Annotated in this window: 15 protein-coding genes; 10 read left to right on the top strand and 5 right to left on the bottom strand. The window is 61.3% G+C overall.

The window, feature by feature from the left end; all coding sequences use genetic code 11:
* Positions 1–92: 92 nt before the first annotated feature.
* Entirely contained in the window at positions 93–1310 is a 1218-nt protein-coding gene (locus CVS29_RS09655) for an alpha/beta hydrolase family protein (RefSeq protein ID WP_110106111.1), read from the bottom strand.
* 120 nt (positions 1311–1430) lie between these two features.
* Between CVS29_RS09655 and CVS29_RS09650 the strand changes: the two genes are divergently transcribed.
* The 10 genes from CVS29_RS09650 (at position 1431) to CVS29_RS09605 (ending at position 12420) form a co-directional block, all read left to right on the top strand.
* Positions 1431–1922 (top strand): hypothetical protein, encoded by a 492-nt coding sequence (locus tag CVS29_RS09650; protein ID WP_110106110.1) that lies wholly within the window; start codon positions 1431–1433, stop codon positions 1920–1922.
* A 14-nt stretch (positions 1923–1936) separates the two neighbouring features.
* Complete coding sequence (msrB, locus tag CVS29_RS09645) at positions 1937–2362, top strand: peptide-methionine (R)-S-oxide reductase MsrB (protein ID WP_110106109.1); 426 nt, start codon at positions 1937–1939, stop codon at positions 2360–2362.
* Positions 2363–2576: 214 nt separating this feature from the next.
* Complete coding sequence (locus tag CVS29_RS09640; protein WP_245932152.1) at positions 2577–3977, top strand: DUF6421 family protein; 1401 nt, start codon at positions 2577–2579, stop codon at positions 3975–3977.
* 18 nt (positions 3978–3995) lie between these two features.
* Positions 3996–4703 carry an SDR family oxidoreductase gene (locus CVS29_RS09635; protein WP_110106241.1) on the top strand — a complete coding sequence of 236 codons (708 nt, stop codon included), beginning with the start codon at positions 3996–3998 and terminating at the stop codon, positions 4701–4703.
* A gap of 16 nt (positions 4704–4719) precedes the next feature.
* Positions 4720–5799 carry a threonine aldolase family protein gene (locus tag CVS29_RS09630; protein WP_245932151.1) on the top strand — a complete coding sequence of 360 codons (1080 nt, stop codon included), beginning with the start codon at positions 4720–4722 and terminating at the stop codon, positions 5797–5799.
* Positions 5800–5906: 107 nt separating this feature from the next.
* Positions 5907–6485 (top strand): DUF3000 domain-containing protein, encoded by a 579-nt coding sequence (locus CVS29_RS09625; RefSeq protein WP_110106107.1) that lies wholly within the window; start codon positions 5907–5909, stop codon positions 6483–6485.
* Positions 6486–6723: 238 nt separating this feature from the next.
* Entirely contained in the window at positions 6724–8082 is a 1359-nt protein-coding gene (locus CVS29_RS09620) for an HRDC domain-containing protein (protein ID WP_373366718.1), read from the top strand.
* A 268-nt stretch (positions 8083–8350) separates the two neighbouring features.
* Positions 8351–9592, top strand: coding sequence for a thiolase family protein (locus CVS29_RS09615; RefSeq protein ID WP_245932149.1), 1242 nt, complete (start codon positions 8351–8353; stop codon positions 9590–9592).
* Positions 9589–11733, top strand: a complete 2145-nt coding sequence (locus CVS29_RS09610; RefSeq protein WP_110106106.1) for a 3-hydroxyacyl-CoA dehydrogenase NAD-binding domain-containing protein — start codon at positions 9589–9591, stop codon at positions 11731–11733. The genes CVS29_RS09615 and CVS29_RS09610 overlap by 4 nt, the downstream gene beginning before the upstream one ends.
* Positions 11734–11967: 234 nt before the next feature.
* Positions 11968–12420: a Rieske (2Fe-2S) protein gene (locus CVS29_RS09605; RefSeq protein WP_110106105.1), complete on the top strand. Its 453-nt coding sequence runs from the start codon at positions 11968–11970 to the stop codon at positions 12418–12420.
* Positions 12421–12489: 69 nt separating this feature from the next.
* Here CVS29_RS09605 and CVS29_RS09600 read toward each other — a convergent pair whose 3' ends face one another.
* From CVS29_RS09600 to dxs, 4 genes are all read right to left on the bottom strand, one after another.
* Positions 12490–13479 carry an aldo/keto reductase gene (locus CVS29_RS09600; protein ID WP_110106104.1) on the bottom strand — a complete coding sequence of 330 codons (990 nt, stop codon included), beginning with the start codon at positions 13477–13479 and terminating at the stop codon, positions 12490–12492.
* A gap of 181 nt (positions 13480–13660) precedes the next feature.
* Entirely contained in the window at positions 13661–14329 is a 669-nt protein-coding gene (locus tag CVS29_RS09595; protein WP_245932148.1) for a hypothetical protein, read from the bottom strand.
* Positions 14326–14907, bottom strand: a complete 582-nt coding sequence (locus CVS29_RS09590; protein ID WP_179442405.1) for a DUF402 domain-containing protein — start codon at positions 14905–14907, stop codon at positions 14326–14328. Before CVS29_RS09590 ends, CVS29_RS09595 begins: the two co-directional genes overlap by 4 nt.
* The gene (dxs, locus tag CVS29_RS09585; RefSeq protein WP_110106102.1) at positions 14904–16895 is read right to left on the bottom strand and encodes a 1-deoxy-D-xylulose-5-phosphate synthase; all 1992 of its coding nucleotides are present in this window, start codon (positions 16893–16895) and stop codon (positions 14904–14906) included. Before dxs ends, CVS29_RS09590 begins: the two co-directional genes overlap by 4 nt.
* Positions 16896–17024 lie beyond the last annotated feature (129 nt).

The following is a 17024-nucleotide window of genomic DNA, read 5'->3' as shown; positions in this document are numbered from 1 at the left end:
AGCACGGCCGGTCCTAGCTGATGCCCGCCTAAGCTGTTGCCCGTCTTGGCACCCACGAAAGGTAGATACCTACAAACCGTGAGGCTTGGAACTTAGCTCCGTGGCAGGCCGTAGCAGCCCAACCGGGGCCGCAGCCAGGCTTCCACCACGTTTTCCCACCGTTCCGGGTCCACGTTCCATTCCTTGGTGTGCCGGGCCTTGCTGAACGGCTCGAACGTGACCATCTCTGGATTGCGCCGCGCCAGTTCCGCCGTGGGCTCATAGGGCACAAAATCATCATCAATGCTGTGCAGAATCAGTGACGGTGTCCGCAATTCAACGGCGCGCGAAACCCAGTCCATACTCTTGAGGTTTACGGGCCCAGCCAGGCCCGTAATGCGCCGGCCCAGTGGGTGGGTCAGCATGACCTCGGCGTATTGGCCAATGAAGTTGGGGATCCGGTTCAGCTGTGCCTGGTGCGCTAGCACGTTAACCCAGTTGATGACGGGAGCATCTAGCACCAACGCCAAGACGTGTTTGCGGTTGCGGGCCAGATCGGCCGTCTGCAGGCTGATGGTCCCACCCATGGAATTGCCAAAGAGCACCACGTCCTTGGCCCCACGGGAGATGGCAAAGTCAATGGCGACTTCCACATCGGCCCATTCGGTGACCCCCAGCCCATACCGTCCGTCTGGCGCTGCGGGGGCATCGCCGTCGTTCCTATAGGACATCAGGAGCGCATTCATACCCAGACGGTGCGCTGTGGGAACGGCCCGCAGCCCCTCATTGCGGGTGGCTCCGCGCCCATGGACCATGATGGCCCAGCTCGCTCCGGGATCGGGGGCCGGCAGCAGCCAGGCAGGTGCTGGGCCCACGGGAAGGTTCAAGGTGATGTCCTCACTGAGCAGCCCCATCTCTTCGGGGTGTGCGTGGAGGTTGCCGGACCACCAGCCGGCCGTGGCGGTGCGCAAATCCCCACCGTGCACGGCAAGTACTTCACGCGTGACGCTGCCTTCGCGCGGAACATAGGAGATGATTTTGCCAATCACGGCGTGGGCGCGGCTGTTGTTGAAGAACAGCCCGTAGCTGCCATCAATGGTGGTGTCGGGTGTGGCCTCGAGCACGATCTGCAACGCCGGGCCGTCGGCAATGACGGCGAGAATTGCAACATCGTCCACTCGCTGCTTTTCCGGGGTCACTACGCGGCGGGCAAAGTAGGCGGCAAGGCCAGAGGTTGCCGTCACCACAACGGCTGCCCCGGTCCCCGCCGCTGCGGCACCGAGGGCGCCCCACTTGAGCCATGGACGCGAGGGCTGAGAAGAGGATGCCATGCCACCATTGTGCCCACTGCCCCGGCGCGCGTCGAGCGGCGCACCGGAGCTTTCGTAACTTTCTTCGCACTTCTCTGTGCTTGTTCATTGTTTTCTTCTCAGGACGCATATGCTGGTGCCATGAGCGAGGCAATCATCATTTTGACAGAAGAAGCACTGACGTCCATTGACGCGGGAAACATCACGGAGCTCTACGGGCCTGAGGATGATGTGGAGTTGGTCCTGGTAGTGCCGGCAGATACTCGGCGCAATCTACTGGTGGACGTGGTTGATCAACTGACCATGCTGGATCTGCCCGGTGCCCTGCGGGAATTCCGCGAAAAGCCTGACGTTAACACTGTCAGGGCAGAGGCTGCGGACATCTTGGCGGCCTCCTTGTCCTCGCTTGCCGAAGCCGGGGCCAAGGCCACTGGCACTGTTGCCGAGGGCGACGCCGTTGCCTCCTTGGTTGCTAAAGTCACCGAATGCGGCGCTCGGCAGGCCGTGGTGGTCACCCGCCCGCACGCCGTCGCAGACACCTTCCGGCAGGACTGGGCGCATCAGGCACAACGCAAGCTGGGTCTACCCGTTTTACATTTGTACTCTGATTCGGGATTTATTGGTGACTCTTAAACGTTGGCAACAGTATGAACAGCTTTGAGAACTCCCCCACCGTCACCAAGAGCGATTCCCAGTGGCGAGAAGAACTCTCGCCTGCCGAGTATAAGGTCCTGCGCAAGGCTGGCACAGAGCGCCCCTTTACCGGCGAGTACTGGGACTCCATGCAGGAGGGCGTGTACGAATGCCGCGCCTGCGGTGCCGAGCTTTTCACTTCCAAGGAGAAGTTCTCCTCGCACTGCGGCTGGCCTTCCTTCTTTGCACCGCTGGCAGAAGGCACCGTGCGGTACCTGCATGATAAAACACTCGGTATGGAACGCATCGAAGTGCGTTGCACCGCGTGCGATTCTCACTTAGGCCACCTCTTCAAGGGTGAAGGGTACGACACCCCCACGGACGAACGCTTCTGCATTAATTCCATCTGCCTGACCCTTCGCCCTGCTGACCCAGCCTAAAGGCCCTGCGGGGAGCTGGGCTCTGCGGGGAGCTCACGGGAAGTCCCCCGCCAAAAGGCTCAAGAGAACTGTCGCCTGAATTGTTCACAACACTCTGAGCCAGAGAGTTTCTTATGCTCAGGCTCTTTTGACATTAGATCTTCTATTCCATTGCTACGCTCGGAATTAACCGGTCTGGAACACCTCCGGCCACCGACGAGCCTAGGAGACGGCCATGAGTCTGACGCTGGAAACCATCAATAACGCCAATTCCTTTGACGCCAGTTCCTTCGATTACTCTGAGCTGGCCCACCACCATGGGTGGCTGTCCCTGAAACAGGCTGCCACGGCCCTGGCGGAACTCCAGATCAAGGACGGCTCCGTGCCGGAGGAAGCCAACCACCCCGTTGCGGCGGAGCTGATTGAGGCCATCACAGCTGCCATTACTGCTCTGGCACCTTATTTCCCCCACGACGGCGAGTACCTGCACCTGCTGGTGGATGATTTCACCAAGTGGCTCGCACAAGGGCTGGGCGTGCCGGATTTCCTTGATTCTCTGCTGGCCTTCTGCCCTCAAGACCACCGCGTCAACGGCTTGGGGCATCTGGTGGTGTTCCCCATGTACACCCAAAACGGTTCAACGTCCCGCCTCGTGGAGGCCGTACTCGTAGAAACGCTGTGGCCTGAATTCATTAGCGAACTGGAAGCCGGGGACTATTCCAACAAACTTTTTGTTCCCCTGCGGTTCATTGACTTCACCCCCGGCTACAACAGCAACTCCGCCGTCCTCTTTCCCGAAAGCGTCGCCGTCCGCGAAACTCCCGCGTTCACGTGGGGCGCCATCTTCCAGGACCGCGAAGCCGCCCGCTTCCGCCGGGTGGTCCGGGAGGCAGCACAAGTGACCCGCCTGGAATTGCCGGCAGATGCTCTGGAACTTTTAGAGAATCAGGAACTGACGCAGGAAACCTTCATCATGTGGGACCTCATCCATGACAGGACACACATGCGCGGGGACCTGCCCTTTGATCCGTTCATGATCAAGCAGCGCATGCCGTACTTCCTGTATTCGTTGGAAGAGTTACGCTGCGACCTTACCGCGTACCGCGAATCCGTGGCCGTGGAAGCGGATGAGGAGGCCTCTCCTGAGGCTCGCAAACACGCAAAACTTGTTCAGTATGCCGTCATTTTTGACAGGATTTTCCGCTTCGCCATCACAGGCTCCCGGGTGCGCAACTACGACGGACTGGGAGGGCAGCTGCTCTTCGCCTGGCTGCACCAGCACCACGTGCTGCACTGGACCGACACCAAGCTGAGCATTGACTGGGCAGAAGTGCCCGCCGTGGTGATTGCCTTGGGCCACGAGATTGAGGAACTGTACTGGCGCTCCATTGACAGGCCCAAGGTGGCGCACTGGCTCGCCGCCTACCAGCTGGTCTCCGCCACGTTGACACCCCACCCGGCCTCACTCTGGGCCAAGGGTCCGGACGCCCTGCCATTGACGGCGCCGCTGCGTGAAATGACCGACGCCGTCATGGATGATGAGTTCCCCCACTCCATGTTCTACGAGGCCCTGAACAAGAAAATGCGGGACGTCATTGAATCCACCGCTGGCATAACCGGCACGAGCGCAGCTTAGGTGGGTACTGTTGAAAGCATGAACAGTCCCCTCGTTTTGATCGCCGGTGGCAGCAGTGCCGCCGGAATTGCTGTAGCCGGCGCCCTCCTCGGCGCTGGCATGCGTGTGCTCACTGTAGGGTCCGACGCCGAACGCATCAGTGCCGCCGCCAAACTCACCGAGGGCGCAGTCCCTCTCGTGTGCAACTTGGCTGACCCAGAGGACGTGGCCGAGCTGGCGGCCGATCTTCGAACCGGCTATGGCCGCATTGACGGCCTGATCCACCTGGTTGGCGGGTGGCGCGGCGGCACGGGAATCACTGGCCAAAGCGATAGCGACTGGGACTTCCTGCACACAACGGTCCTGACCACGTTACGGAATACCAGCAAGGCCTTTTATGACGACCTCGCTGCCTCACCCGTGGGCCGGCTGGCAATAGTCTCCTCCACCATCGTCACCAACCCCTCCGCCGGTGACGCCAACTACGCGGCGGTGAAGGCAGCAGCTGAAACGTGGGTGCGTTCCGTGGCCGCCGGATTCGCTGCCCCTCCGGCGGAAGGTGCCGCGGCCGCCGTCGTGCTGGTGGTGAAGGCCCTGGTGGATGCCACTATGCGCGCGCGCTCCCCTGAACGAACGTTCCCCGGTTTCACAGATGTGGACCAGCTGGGTCAAACTGTTGCGGGACTTTTCACCACGCCGGCCGCGGACATCAATGGTGCCCGGTTGGTCTTGGCACCACATTCATAAGAGAAAAAGGCACATAGTGAGCATTGGCAAGGAATCCATACCGCTGCACCAGAGAGACCTGAAGGGCTTCGCCTCGGATAATTATTCGGGATTTCACCCCGAGGTGCTGGCGGCACTGACTGGCGCCAATGGCGGCCACCAGGTGGCCTACGGCGGGGACGAGTACACGGCCGAACTTCAGAGGCAGATGACCGCACTATTTGGCCGTGAGGTTGAGGTGTTCCCGGTGTTCAATGGCACCGGGGCCAACGTGGTGGGACTCTCGTCACTGCTGCCGCGGTGGGGTGCTGTGGTGTGTGCTTCCACCGCCCACATCAACATGGATGAAAACGGCGCTCCGGAGCGGGTGGGCGGCATGAAGCTGCTCTCTGTTCCCACACCGGATGGGAAGCTGACGCCGGAGCTGATCGATAAGGAAGCCTGGGGCTTTGGCGATGAGCACCGCGCCCAGCCGTTGGCCGTCTCCATCACCCAGACCACTGAACTGGGCACCTGCTACACCCCGGCCGAGGTGCGCGCCATTTGTAATCATGCACATTCGCTGGGCATGAAGGTGCACATGGACGGTGCCCGGCTTGCCAATGCAGCCGCCTTCCTAGGCGTGCCGCTGCGTGAATTCACCTCGGACGCTGGCGTTGATGTGCTCTCCTTTGGCGGGACCAAAAACGGCATGCTGTACGGCGAAGTGGTAGTGGCGTTGAACCCGTCGGCGTGCGATGGGCTGATCTACCTGCGCAAAATGGATATGCAGCTCTCCTCCAAGATGCGCTTCATCTCGGCACAATTCCTGGCCATGCTGGCGGACGATTTATGGCTCAGCTCAGCCACACATGCCAATGCAATGGCCGCGCGCCTGCGCACCGCCGTTGAATCCCTGCCCGGCGTCACATGCACCCAGGCAACCCAATCAAACGGCGTCTTTGCCGTTCTGCCAGCCGGTGTGGCAGAGCTCCTGCGGGAAAGCTTCCGCTTCTACGACTGGGATGAGAGCGCCCGGGAGGTGCGCTGGATGTGTTCCTTTGATACGTCTGAGCAGGACGTTGACGCCTTCGCCGCAGCACTCGAGACTGCCTTGGAGCTTGTGCCACAGGCCTAAAGCGGCGCTGTTCCATAGTGCGCGCCAGGTAGCGGCGGGCCCGGTTAATGAGACCGGTTCCGGCGCGCCTGCGGAACTTTGTGACGAGCGCATCATAATGTTCGTGTGTGAGCCCCTCTCCAGCACTGCCGTCAGAGTTTCTGAGCGCATTGACCTCGTTGCGTGCTGCCCGGTATCGCAGCGAACTAAAACTCGCCGAGGTTCCTGCCCCGGCCAGGCTGGCCCCGTTCGGAGTAGCTTTGGGCGCGGAAATTCTCTGCAATAACGAAGAACTCGCTAAGGGACGTTTCATTCTCCTCCATGACCCGAACGGCTCTGATCTGTGGGGCGGCACATTCAGGGTTGTGACCTATATCCGTGCGCAGCTGGAATCCGAGATGGGCAACGACTCCCTGCTCGGTAACGTGGCGTGGGCTTGGTTGGTGGAGGCATTGGAGGAACAAGGTGTCACCTACACCCATGTGGGCGGGACAGCCACCCGCATCCTGTCCGAAAGCTACGGCACCTTGGCCACGCGCCCCGACGCGATAGACCTTGAACTGCGAGCCTCCTGGACGCCGGTTGGAACCTCCATGAAAGAGCATCTTGAGGCGTGGGCCAACATCCTATGCACCTTCGCGGGTGTACCACCGGTGCCAGACGGCGTCACGCTGCTGGCACCGCGGCAGAACCGGCCTGATCGCTAAGGGAAACTCATCTGCTCCCATACGCATATACACAGCCACCAGCTCCACCTGGGCGCTGCGGGTTGTTCGCAAGGGTGATCTGATGGGTTCGGACGGAAGCAATAACCCTTTAATCCGGGCCGATCGGACGCTCCGGGTCTCCATTCGGTAGACTAAGGCCATCATGACCAATGCAGATTCAAACGCACACAGCCGCGCCAGGGCCAAAATGTCCACAACACATCAGAGCCGCGGCGCCATCGCACCAACGCACCAGAACGCTTCCACCGGCGGCGCAGCCACCGGGATAGGTACCGATCTGGCACCAGAACTTCTCTCCTCTGTGCTAATTGACGGCGTGCAGGTTGAACTGGGCGAACTCCCTGAGCTGGTGAATCTGGACATGCCCCGGGACGGCATTCCCGCCGTTGTGGAAACAGAACCTGCCCTACGCCGATGCGCAGCAGCCTTGGCAGGCGGTACCGGACCCGCCGCCGTGGACACCGAGCGCGCCTCCGGATTCCGCTACGGCCAGCGAGCCATGCTCGTGCAGATCCGCCGCGAAGGCGCCGGTACTTGGCTCATTGATCCGGAAGCTTTCCCTGATCTGAAGGTCATCGACGAGGCACTGCGCGGCGTGGAATGGATTCTGCACGCAGCCAGTCAAGACCTGCCCTGCCTGGCGGGAGTGGGCATGTGGCCAGATAAGTTATTTGACACGGAACTGGCAGCCCGGATCGCCGGACTACCCCGCGTGGGGCTCGGTGCCGTGGTTGAATCACTCCTGGGTTTCCACTTGGCCAAGGAGCACTCCGCCGCAGACTGGTCCACCCGTCCCCTTCCCGAGCCGTGGCTACGCTACGCCGCACTGGATGTGGAAGTCCTGGTAGATCTGGAAGAGGAACTCCAAACACTACTGGAAGAAGGTGGCAAACTAGACTTTGCCGCCCAGGAATTCCAGCACCTCCTTGACGCCGGAGTACCCGAACCGCGGGTGGATCCCTGGCGGCGTACTTCGGGATCACACACCGTCCGCAGCCGGGTGCAACTCGCTGCGGTCCGCGAATTGTGGCAAACCCGTGAAAAACTGGCTGAGCACCGCGACATCGCACCGGGCCGCCTCATCCCGGATTCGGCCATCATCGCCGCAGCGAAGGGTATGCCTGCCACCGTTCCCGCGCTGCTGGCCCTCGCCGGGTTCCATGGCCGCTCCGCCAAGCGCGACGCACCCAAGTGGCTCCACGCGATTCAGAGTGCCAAAAACAGCACCGACCTGCCCCCGCTTCAGGTCTCCAACAACACCCCGCCACCGCCGCGCGTGTGGGCAGAACGCGACCCCGAAGCGGCAGCGCGCTTTGCTACGGCCCGCAACCGCATGGCTGAGATCTCCGAGGCCATGAACATACCGGCCGAGAACATTCTCACCCCGGACCACCTCCGCCGCGTGTGCTGGCGTCCCCCCGCACAGATCACTGTTGCGTCCGTGTCTGAGGCGCTGGCAGACCTTGGCGCCCGGCCCTGGCAGATTGCGACAACGGCGAGTATGCTCAGCAATGCCTTCTTGCATCCTGAGCCGCTGGAGCTAAAAAAGCCCAAGCACGACGACGAGCAGCCCTAGCCCAGCCCCCTCCCCGCCAAACCCCGACGCTATCCCACCAATGGTTGGATTTTCGCGAACGCTATCGCACTGAACTGCGATAGCGTTCGGCGTTTAAGCCCCATTGCTGGGATAGCGTTGCTGATCTATATCGGGACGAGAGTGTGCATTGACGAAGTTCACACGATTTGGAGCATAAGTTACTGGCGAGTAACATGATGTGCACCACAACCGCTGCCCTGACGTTTAGGCTGGGCAGTATCCGTTGTTTGCGACCAAGGAGATAGACGTGAGCCATAATCGGCAAATTAGGGACGTGGTCTTTGTTGACGGCGTCCGCACACCGTTTGGACGCGCCGGGGAAAAGGGCATTTATGCCAACACCCGCGCCGATGACCTGGTGGTCAAATGCATTCGCGAACTCATGCGTCGCAATCCGCAACTGCCCCCCGAGCGCATTGACGACGTTGCCATCGCAGCCACCACTCAGACCGGGGACCAGGGCCTGACGATCGGCCGCACCGCGGCACTGTTAGCCGGCCTGCCGCAGTCCGTGCCGGGATTCGCCATTGACCGGATGTGCGCTGGCGCCATGACCGCGGTGACAACGACGGCGTCGGGCATTGGCTTTGGCGCCTACGACGTGGTCATTGCCGGCGGCGTGGAGCACATGGGGCACCATCCGATGGGTGCCGGGGCCGATCCGAACCCGCGCTTCATGTCCGAACGCATTGTGGATCCGGCCGCACTGAACATGGGCAACACGGCGGAAAACTTGCATGACCGCTTCCCGGCCATCACCAAGGAACGCACCGACGCTTACGCCGTGGCCAGCCAGAACAAATTTGCCGCAGCGCTGGCCGAAGGTGCCATTGCGCCCGACCTAGTGCCCGTGGCCACCATGAAGCCCGGCGCAGGCTGGACCGTGAACACCGCCGATGAGCCGCCACGCCCCGGCACCACCGTGGAAGATCTTGCCAGCTTGCGTACCCCGTTCCGCGCGCACGGCCGGGTCAGTGCCGGAAATGCAGCTGGCCTGAACGACGGCGCTACGGCGGCACTTTTGGCTTCTGCCGATGCTGCCGCCGAGCTGGGCCTGCCCGTCAAGATGCGCCTAGTCACCTACGCCTTTGCCGGTGTGGCCCCTGAAGTCATGGGCATTGGCCCGGTTCCTGCCACAGAAAAGGCGCTGCGCCTGGCCGGGCTGAGCATCGAGGACATCGGGCTCTTTGAAATCAACGAGGCCTTCGCCGTTCAGGTGCTTTCCTTCTTGGATCACTTTGGCATTGCCGATGATGACCCGCGCGTGAACCGCTACGGCGGCGCCATCGCGGTGGGACACCCCCTGGCCTCCTCCGGCGTCCGGCTCATGAACCAACTAGCCCGCCAATTCGAGGAGGACCACAGCGTCCGCTACGGCATCACCACCATGTGCATCGGCTTGGGCATGGGTGCCACCGTCATCTGGGAAAACCCGCACTTCAATACCGGTACGGACACCGCAACAACCACGGAAGGGAGCGCAGCATGAGCGCCCAAGACTTCAACAAACTCGCCGTCTTGTTCCCTGACGAGGTTGTGACTCACTCCTTTGTCCAAGACATTGCCTTGCCCGGCGTGGACGGAGCACCGAGCGCCGGCACTTTTGCGCTGATCACGCTCGATAACGGACTGGACCACCGCCGCCCCACAACACTGGGCCCCAACACCCTGGTGGAGCTGGGCACCGTCCTAGAAGCCCAGCGCGAGCGGGCAGCCCGCGGCGAAATTGTGGGCGTGGGCGTCACCGGCAAACCGTTCTTCCTGGCCGCCGGCGCTGATCTTTCCGCTGTCAAGAGCCTCAAGGATCCCGAGGCGGCACTGTGGATGGCCCAGCTGGGCCACGACGTCTACTCCACCCTCAACGCGTTGGGCGTGCCCAGCTTCGTATTCATCAACGGCGTGGCACTGGGTGGCGGGCTCGAAATTGCCCTCAACGCTAACTACCGCACCGTCTCCACCGGGGCCGGAGCGCTGGCCCTGCCTGAGGCATTCCTGGGCCTGGTGCCCGGCTGGGGTGGCGTGTACCTGCTCCCCCGCCTGATCGGACCGTCCAACGCCGTCACAGTCATGATTGAAAGCTCCCTCTCCAACAACCGCACCCTCAGCGGTCCGGCTGCTTATAAGTTGGGCATTGCTGACGCGCTCTTTGAACCCGCCGACTTCCTGGAACAATCACTGATCTGGGCTGCCCGCGTGCTCGCCGGCGCCGAAAGCGTCAGCCGCCCCAATGCGGTGAGCGAACCGCTGAGTGAGGAGAACAGCGCTGCGTGGGATGCCGCCGTCGTGCGTGCCAAGGCATTTGTGGAAGCCAAGACCTCCAATGCGGCCCCGGCCCCGGCGAAGGTCATTGAACTCTTGGAGAAGGGTAAGCACTTCACCAAGGCAGAGTCCTTCGCGGCCGAGGATGCGGCACTGGCCGAGCTCATGGGCACCCCGCAGTTCCGCGACACTGTGTACGCGTTCCTGGACCTGGTCCAAAAGCGTGCCAAGAAGCCGGCTGGAGCCCCGGATCCCAAGCTGGCACGCCCCGTAACGAAGGTGGGCGTGGTAGGCGCCGGGCTCATGGCTGGCCAATTTGCGTTGCTGTTCGCCCGCCAACTCAAGGTGCCCGTGGTCATGACAGACATTGACCAGGAGCGCGTGGACAAGGGCGTGGCGTACGTGCACGGCGAGGTGGATAAGTTGCTCGCCAAGGGCCGTATCAGCCAGGACGCTGCAAACCGGACCAAGGCGCTCGTGACCGGATCCGCCAGCAAGGAAGCCTTCTTTGACGCCGACTTTGTCATTGAGGCAGTCTTCGAAGAGCTGTCAGTGAAGAAGGCCGTATTCGCGCAGGTGGAGGCGGTTGTCTCCCCCGAGTGCATCCTGGCCACCAACACCTCCTCCCTCTCCGTCACCGCCATGGCTGCGGACCTGTTGCACCCAGAGCGTCTGGTGGGCTTCCATTTCTTCAACCCCGTGGCGCTCATGCCGCTGCTGGAGATTGTGCGCGCACCCAAAACTGACGACGCCGTCCTCGCCACTGCGTTCGCCACCGCCAAGGCGCTGCGAAAGAGTGCGGTGCTGGTCAAGGACGCCGCTGCGTTTGTGGTCAACCGCGTACTGCTGCGCCTCATGGCTGAGGTGTCCAAAGCCTTCGACGAAGGTACCGACGCGCACACGGCTGATACCGCGCTGCGGCCCATGGGACTGCCCATGACCCCGTTCACGCTGCTAGCCATGGTGGGCATTCCGGTGGCGCAGCACGTCACGGAGTCATTGCATGCCGCCTTCGGGGACCGCTTCCACGTCTCCGCCAACCAGCAGGCCCTGATCGATGCGGGTATCAAGGCGCTCTGGGTCAAGAATGAGGATGGTTCTCTCGCCATCCCGGCCCAGACCCTGGCCCTGTTGAGCTTCGGCAATTCCCCTTCTTCGGGGGACGAGTTGCTGCGCAAAACCCAGGACGCTTTGGCCGAAGAGATCGGGCTCATGCTCGCCGAAGGCGTGGTGGCCGGGCCGGAGGATATTGATTTGTGCATGATCCTCGGCGCTGGCTGGCCCATGCACCTGGGCGGGATCACCCCGTACCTAGACCGGGTGGGCGCCTCCCAGCGGGTCAACGGGAAGCCGTTCCACCCGGTGGTGTAACTCACCGGTTGCTTGCCTCACTCACCAGCACAGCTTCTACCCAGTACGGCTCCGGTCCCTCACCTTGCCAAGGCGAGGGACCGGAGCCGTCCCTAGAAAGAAGGAACCATGGTCAAACCACTTGACGTTTTTTTCTCCCGAACGGAGAGGTATTCGCCGTTCCCTCGGGGAACCCCCAACCTGATAGCTGTGGCCGTTTGGCATTCTCACAGCGCAGCCTGAAAGAATGCTTCTATGACTGTTGAGCCTTCCCTGACCCGCCGCTCCACTTTGCGAGCTACCACTGCCGTCACCGGCGCCGCCTGCGCACTGGCCCTTGCTGGCTGCGCACCCTCTGTCAGCAACACCAAGGCCAAGGGCCAGGCCCCGGAAGAGATTCCCACGGGCGGCACACCCTACGAGGTGGGGAAAATTGCCGAATTGCCTGTTGGCGGCTCCGCGGCGGCAACGGCCGGTGAGGTGGAGGTCATGCTGTTCCGCCCAGACGAGGCCACCGTCCTTGCCTACTCCGATATCTGCACTCATGCAGGCTGCAAAGTGGCTCCCAGCGGCGAGGACTTCAAATGCCCCTGCCATGGAAGCATCTTTAAGGGAAGTGACGGCACGGTTGTCTCCGGCCCGGCGAAGGCCCCGCTGCCCCGGTACGCTGCCAGCATTGACGGTGAATGGATCACTGTTTCTGTCTAGAGGCCACGGACGCCCGGCTGAGGCGTCGCGCCCACTCGCTACGACTAGAGCTGCACACCCCCATGCGCCCTAGAAGAGTGCCACCTTGGGCGTTTTCGGGAAGATTAGATCGAGTTCGGCGAGATCCTGCACGGTTGGCTTCCACGATGCGGCACGCGCGTTCTCCTGTACCTGCTCGGGCTTCGTGGCCCCTGCAATCACACTGGCAACCGATGCCTGTGCTGCCAGCCAGGAGAATGCGACCTGTACTTCCGTCAGGTCCCGGGCAGCCGCAAAGTCGCTGAACGCCTGGAATTGGGACGTCTCTGCCTCTGCCACCATGTGCTGGCGTGTGTGCGAGAGCCGGCTGCCCTGCGGCACCGCGCCGCCCTTGTATTTTCCAGTCAGCAGCCCATTCGCAAGCGGGAAGTAGGGCATGACACCGAGCCCGTAAGCCTCGGCGGCCGGGGTCACTTCCTGCTCTGCCCGGCGGTCAAGGAGATTGTAGTGATTCTGACTAGCCACAAAACGCTGTGTGCCAGCCACACGGGCAGTGTATTCGGCATCGGCGATCTGCCAACCCGCCAGGTTGGAGTGGCCAATGTAGCGAACTTTTCCGGCATGGATCAGGTCATCCAGCGCTGAGAGTGTTTCAGCCATCGGGGTGAGTCCATCGGGGGTATGGTAATAAAACAGATCGATATAGTCGGTGTTCAAGCGCCGCAGCGAGGCTTCCACCGCCTGCGCGATGTACTTCCGCGAACCGCGCGCACCCCCTCCGAAACCGTTGGCGCCCTGGGCATCCATACCAAATTTAGTGGCCACAACCACCTCTCCCCGGTGCCGGCCGAGTGCTCTGCCGAGCATTGTTTCGCTGAGCCCGGCCGTCATCCCGTAGACGTCCGCTACGTCAAAATGGGTTATGCCTGCCTCCAGTGCTGCATGCACGACGGCGTCACTACCCTCCTGCGTCTGCGTCGCCGTTCCCCCTCGGCCCAAATTGTTGCAGCCCAGGCCCACGGTGGAAACTGTCAGCCCGGAGCGTCCTACTTGGCGGTATTCACTGTGATTTTCACTCATGCTTCAACAATAGTCAAAGCAACACCCACCACCCCGGCCAACGCTCGGTTAGTTTCGGGGCATTTTGAGCCAACGCTCGGTTGATCTTCCGTACCCAAAAAGGACGCTCCCTCAAGAAGGTGAGGGAGCGTCCAGAATAAACGCCCCTAAAATAACCGAGCGTTGGCTGGCGGGGTAGCGGTTATAGCGAGAAGGCTGTTCCTCCTGTGGCGCTGTGCTTGGCACGCAGCGCCGAGGGGTCATCAATGGGGCCGGTGGCCACTGTCAGCTTCGTGAAGTCAAGCTTTTCTTCACGGATGCACACCTTGATGTTAGCTACGGCGCGTGCTGCGTCGGGAGCCACAATGTAAATGTTCAGCTTGCCCAAGCCGTGCCCTGCCGCCGTGAACTCCAGCTTCTCCAAGACACCACTGCCGCGCCACGCCAAGTGTGGCGTCAGAGCGTCCTTGGCCCGGTGAGCCAGGTGCTTATCACGATCACTGACCTTGTCACTCTTGAGTGCGAACTGCGCCACCACCAGCACCTGCTCTTCACGGGAAAGGACAGCATAGCCGTCTTCGGTGCACTGCTCAGAAAAAGCCGCGAGCATGGCTTCGGCCTCTTCCAAGGAGTTAACAGCGGCCTCCTTGGACGTGCTGACATGACCCACGGTGCCATGGTTGACAACGAAGAATACGCCGTGCTCGCTACCCTCCGCGGCGTCAGTCTCCTCGGCTCCCCCAGCGTCAACCCACGCCTCACGGAAAATCAGCGTTCCGGCGTCGTCGCGTTTGTACATACGCACAATGTTGGGGTCAAGGCCCGCCAAAATGGTCTCATTGTGCTGCTCGGTGTTCATAGTCTCGCTCATGCTGGTTGCAGCGTCCTTCCAAGGGTGAACCAGGCCGCGTCGCGGCCATCGAATGGGGCGTGGCCGGCCGCCACGGCGTCCGTAAGTGCGCCCGTGGCGGTCTCCATACGCGTGCAGAGTTCCTGCGGATAGGAAAACTTCACAGTGTGTTGGGCAAATTCGTCGCGGTCATCAACAAACAATCCGCGGCTCTTGGTGCGCACCACGTCAAGGTCCATGTCAATCATGTGGAACTCAATAACGGAGGGGCGAATGCGGTGCCACTGCAGATCCAGTGCCAAATCAATGTACAGTTCCACGCCGTTTGGGTGCCCGTCATCGAAGAAGGTGGCCACCCAATCCCCGGTATGCGGGATCAAAAAAATGGCATCCGATTCGGTGTACAGGGCAGCACCTGGCCGGGAAATGAATTCATGCGTGCCTTGGAAAATCCAGTGCCCATGCTCATCCGTGCCAAGGTGGCGTCCCGGCACAACCCAGTGGGCTGTGCCGTCATATTTGCGGTTACGGGCAACCACTAAGTCCCCGGGCACCGGAAAATCCGCGCCCTGGAGCGTAGTGTGAAAGGCTTCCGTCACAGGATCGGCATCTGTCCCGTGCGGGGAGCAACTTCACCGGGCAGCGGCCGCGCAAAGGGCACCTTCGTGCCAAGGACCTGTTCCACGACGTCCTGGGCCACCCGCTGTGCCGTCAGTCCCACACGTTCTAGGACTTGCTCGCGCGAACCGTGTGCCAAAAATTCCACCGGCAGACCCACCTCATTCAGGGCGGTGTCTATCCCTGCGGCACGTAATTCTTGGCGGATGCGGGAACCGACACCACCAGCACGGACCCCGTCTTCAACCACAATGACTATTCTGTGCTGTGAGGCCAGCTGCACAATGGAGCGCGGCACGGGCAGAACCCAGCGTGGATCAACCACAGTGGAGCTAATTCCTTGGGCACCAATCCGTGCGGCGACATCAAGGGAGAGTTCGCTCATAGAGCCAACACTGACTATCAGGACATCAGCCTGGGGTTCTTTGGCGGCACCTGGCATCTCGTGTTGTGAGCGGGACAGGACATCAACGCCGTCGTACAAACGCTCAATGGCCGCAACTTCCGGGCCCACCTTACCCTTGGAATAACGCACCACGCTGGGTGCATCCGAAATGGCTACCGCCTCACGAAGTTCTTCCCGGAGACGTTGCGCATCCCGGGGGGCGGCAAGGTGGAGACCTGGCACTATCTGCAGCATGGACAAATCCCACATGCCATGGTGACTGGGACCGTCAGGACCTGTGACACCGGCCCGGTCCAGCACAATTGTGACACCGGCCTTGTGCAGGGCAACGTCCATCAGGAGCTGGTCAAAGGCCCGGTTCAAGAACGTAGCGTAAATTGCTACCACCGGGTGCAGTCCACCAAAGGCCATGCCGGCGGCCATGGTCAGTGCATGTTGTTCTGCGATACCAACATCGATGACACGTTCGGGAAACTTTGCAGCTAACGCGGCGAAGCCAACGGGGAGCAGCATGGCGCCCGTTATGGCCACAATGTCTTCGCGTTCCTCGGCGATCTTGGTGATTTCCTCGCCAAACACACCCGTCCAGGACTTTCCACTGGATTGCTCTACAGAGGCCCCTGTTTCCGGATTGATGACGCCCACGGCGTGGAATTGATCGTTGATATCGGCACGGGCTGGTGCGTAGCCGCGGCCCTTCTCCGTGAAGGCGTGCACAATGACGGGCCCTGCATAGTTCTTGGCCAGCTGCAGCGCAGCTTCCATTGCTTTTTCATCGTGGCCATCCACCGGACCCACATACTTCATGCCGAGATCATCGAAGAGGCCCTGAGGGGCCCACCAATCCTTGACGCCTTTTTTGGCAGCGTGCAGGCTCTTGTAAACGAAACGGCCGGCAGCGTTGCCGTCCTGCAAACGCTTCTTACCCCAGTCCATGGACGCTTCATACTTCTTGTGGGTACGCACCTGGTCAATGGCGGGGCGAAGTGATGCCAGGTAATCGGCGACCCCGCCAACGGTGGGCGCATAGGAGCGGCCGTTGTCATTGACCACTATGACAACCTTGCGGTCCTTATCTGCGGCAATGTTGTTAATGGCTTCCCAGGTCATGCCGCCTGTGAGTGCCCCGTCACCAATGACGGCCACTACGTAGCGATCGTTTTCACCCTTGAGCTGGTGGGCCCGGGCAATTCCATCGGCCCAGGACAAGGATGAGGAGGCGTGGGAGCTTTCTACGATGTCATGCTCAGATTCGCCCCGGTCCGGATACCCGGACAGTCCGCCCTGCTGGCGCAAGGTGGAGAAATTCTGCCGACCCGTCAGTAGTTTATGCACATACGACTGGTGGCCCGTGTCAAAAACAATGCTGTCACGGGGTGAATCGAAGATCCTGTGGATGGCAAGGGTCAGCTCAACAACACCCAAGTTGGGGCCAAGATGGCCGCCTGTTTGGGACACGTTCGCAATGAGGAAGCCCCGGATCTCCTGGGCCAGCTCCTCCATTTGATGCTCACTGAGCCGGCTCAGGTCACGCGGATGCGTGATGGTTTCTAAAAGTCCCATGGGTACCTCCTCGGTGCACAGATAACATCTAACAATATCGCGTCTGACTGGTTTACGTGTGCGTGCCCCGGACGAACTACCGGATGAATGTTCCCGGCACTATATTCTGCACCGAAATGATCGGATTGA

Origin of the sequence: Arthrobacter psychrochitiniphilus, from assembly GCF_003185915.1 — a bacterium.
In the GTDB taxonomy this organism is placed as follows: Bacteria; Actinomycetota; Actinomycetes; order Actinomycetales; family Micrococcaceae; genus Specibacter; species Specibacter psychrochitiniphilus.
Note: the sequence above shows the minus strand (reverse complement) of the source record. Positions and strands in the feature narration are given on the sequence as shown.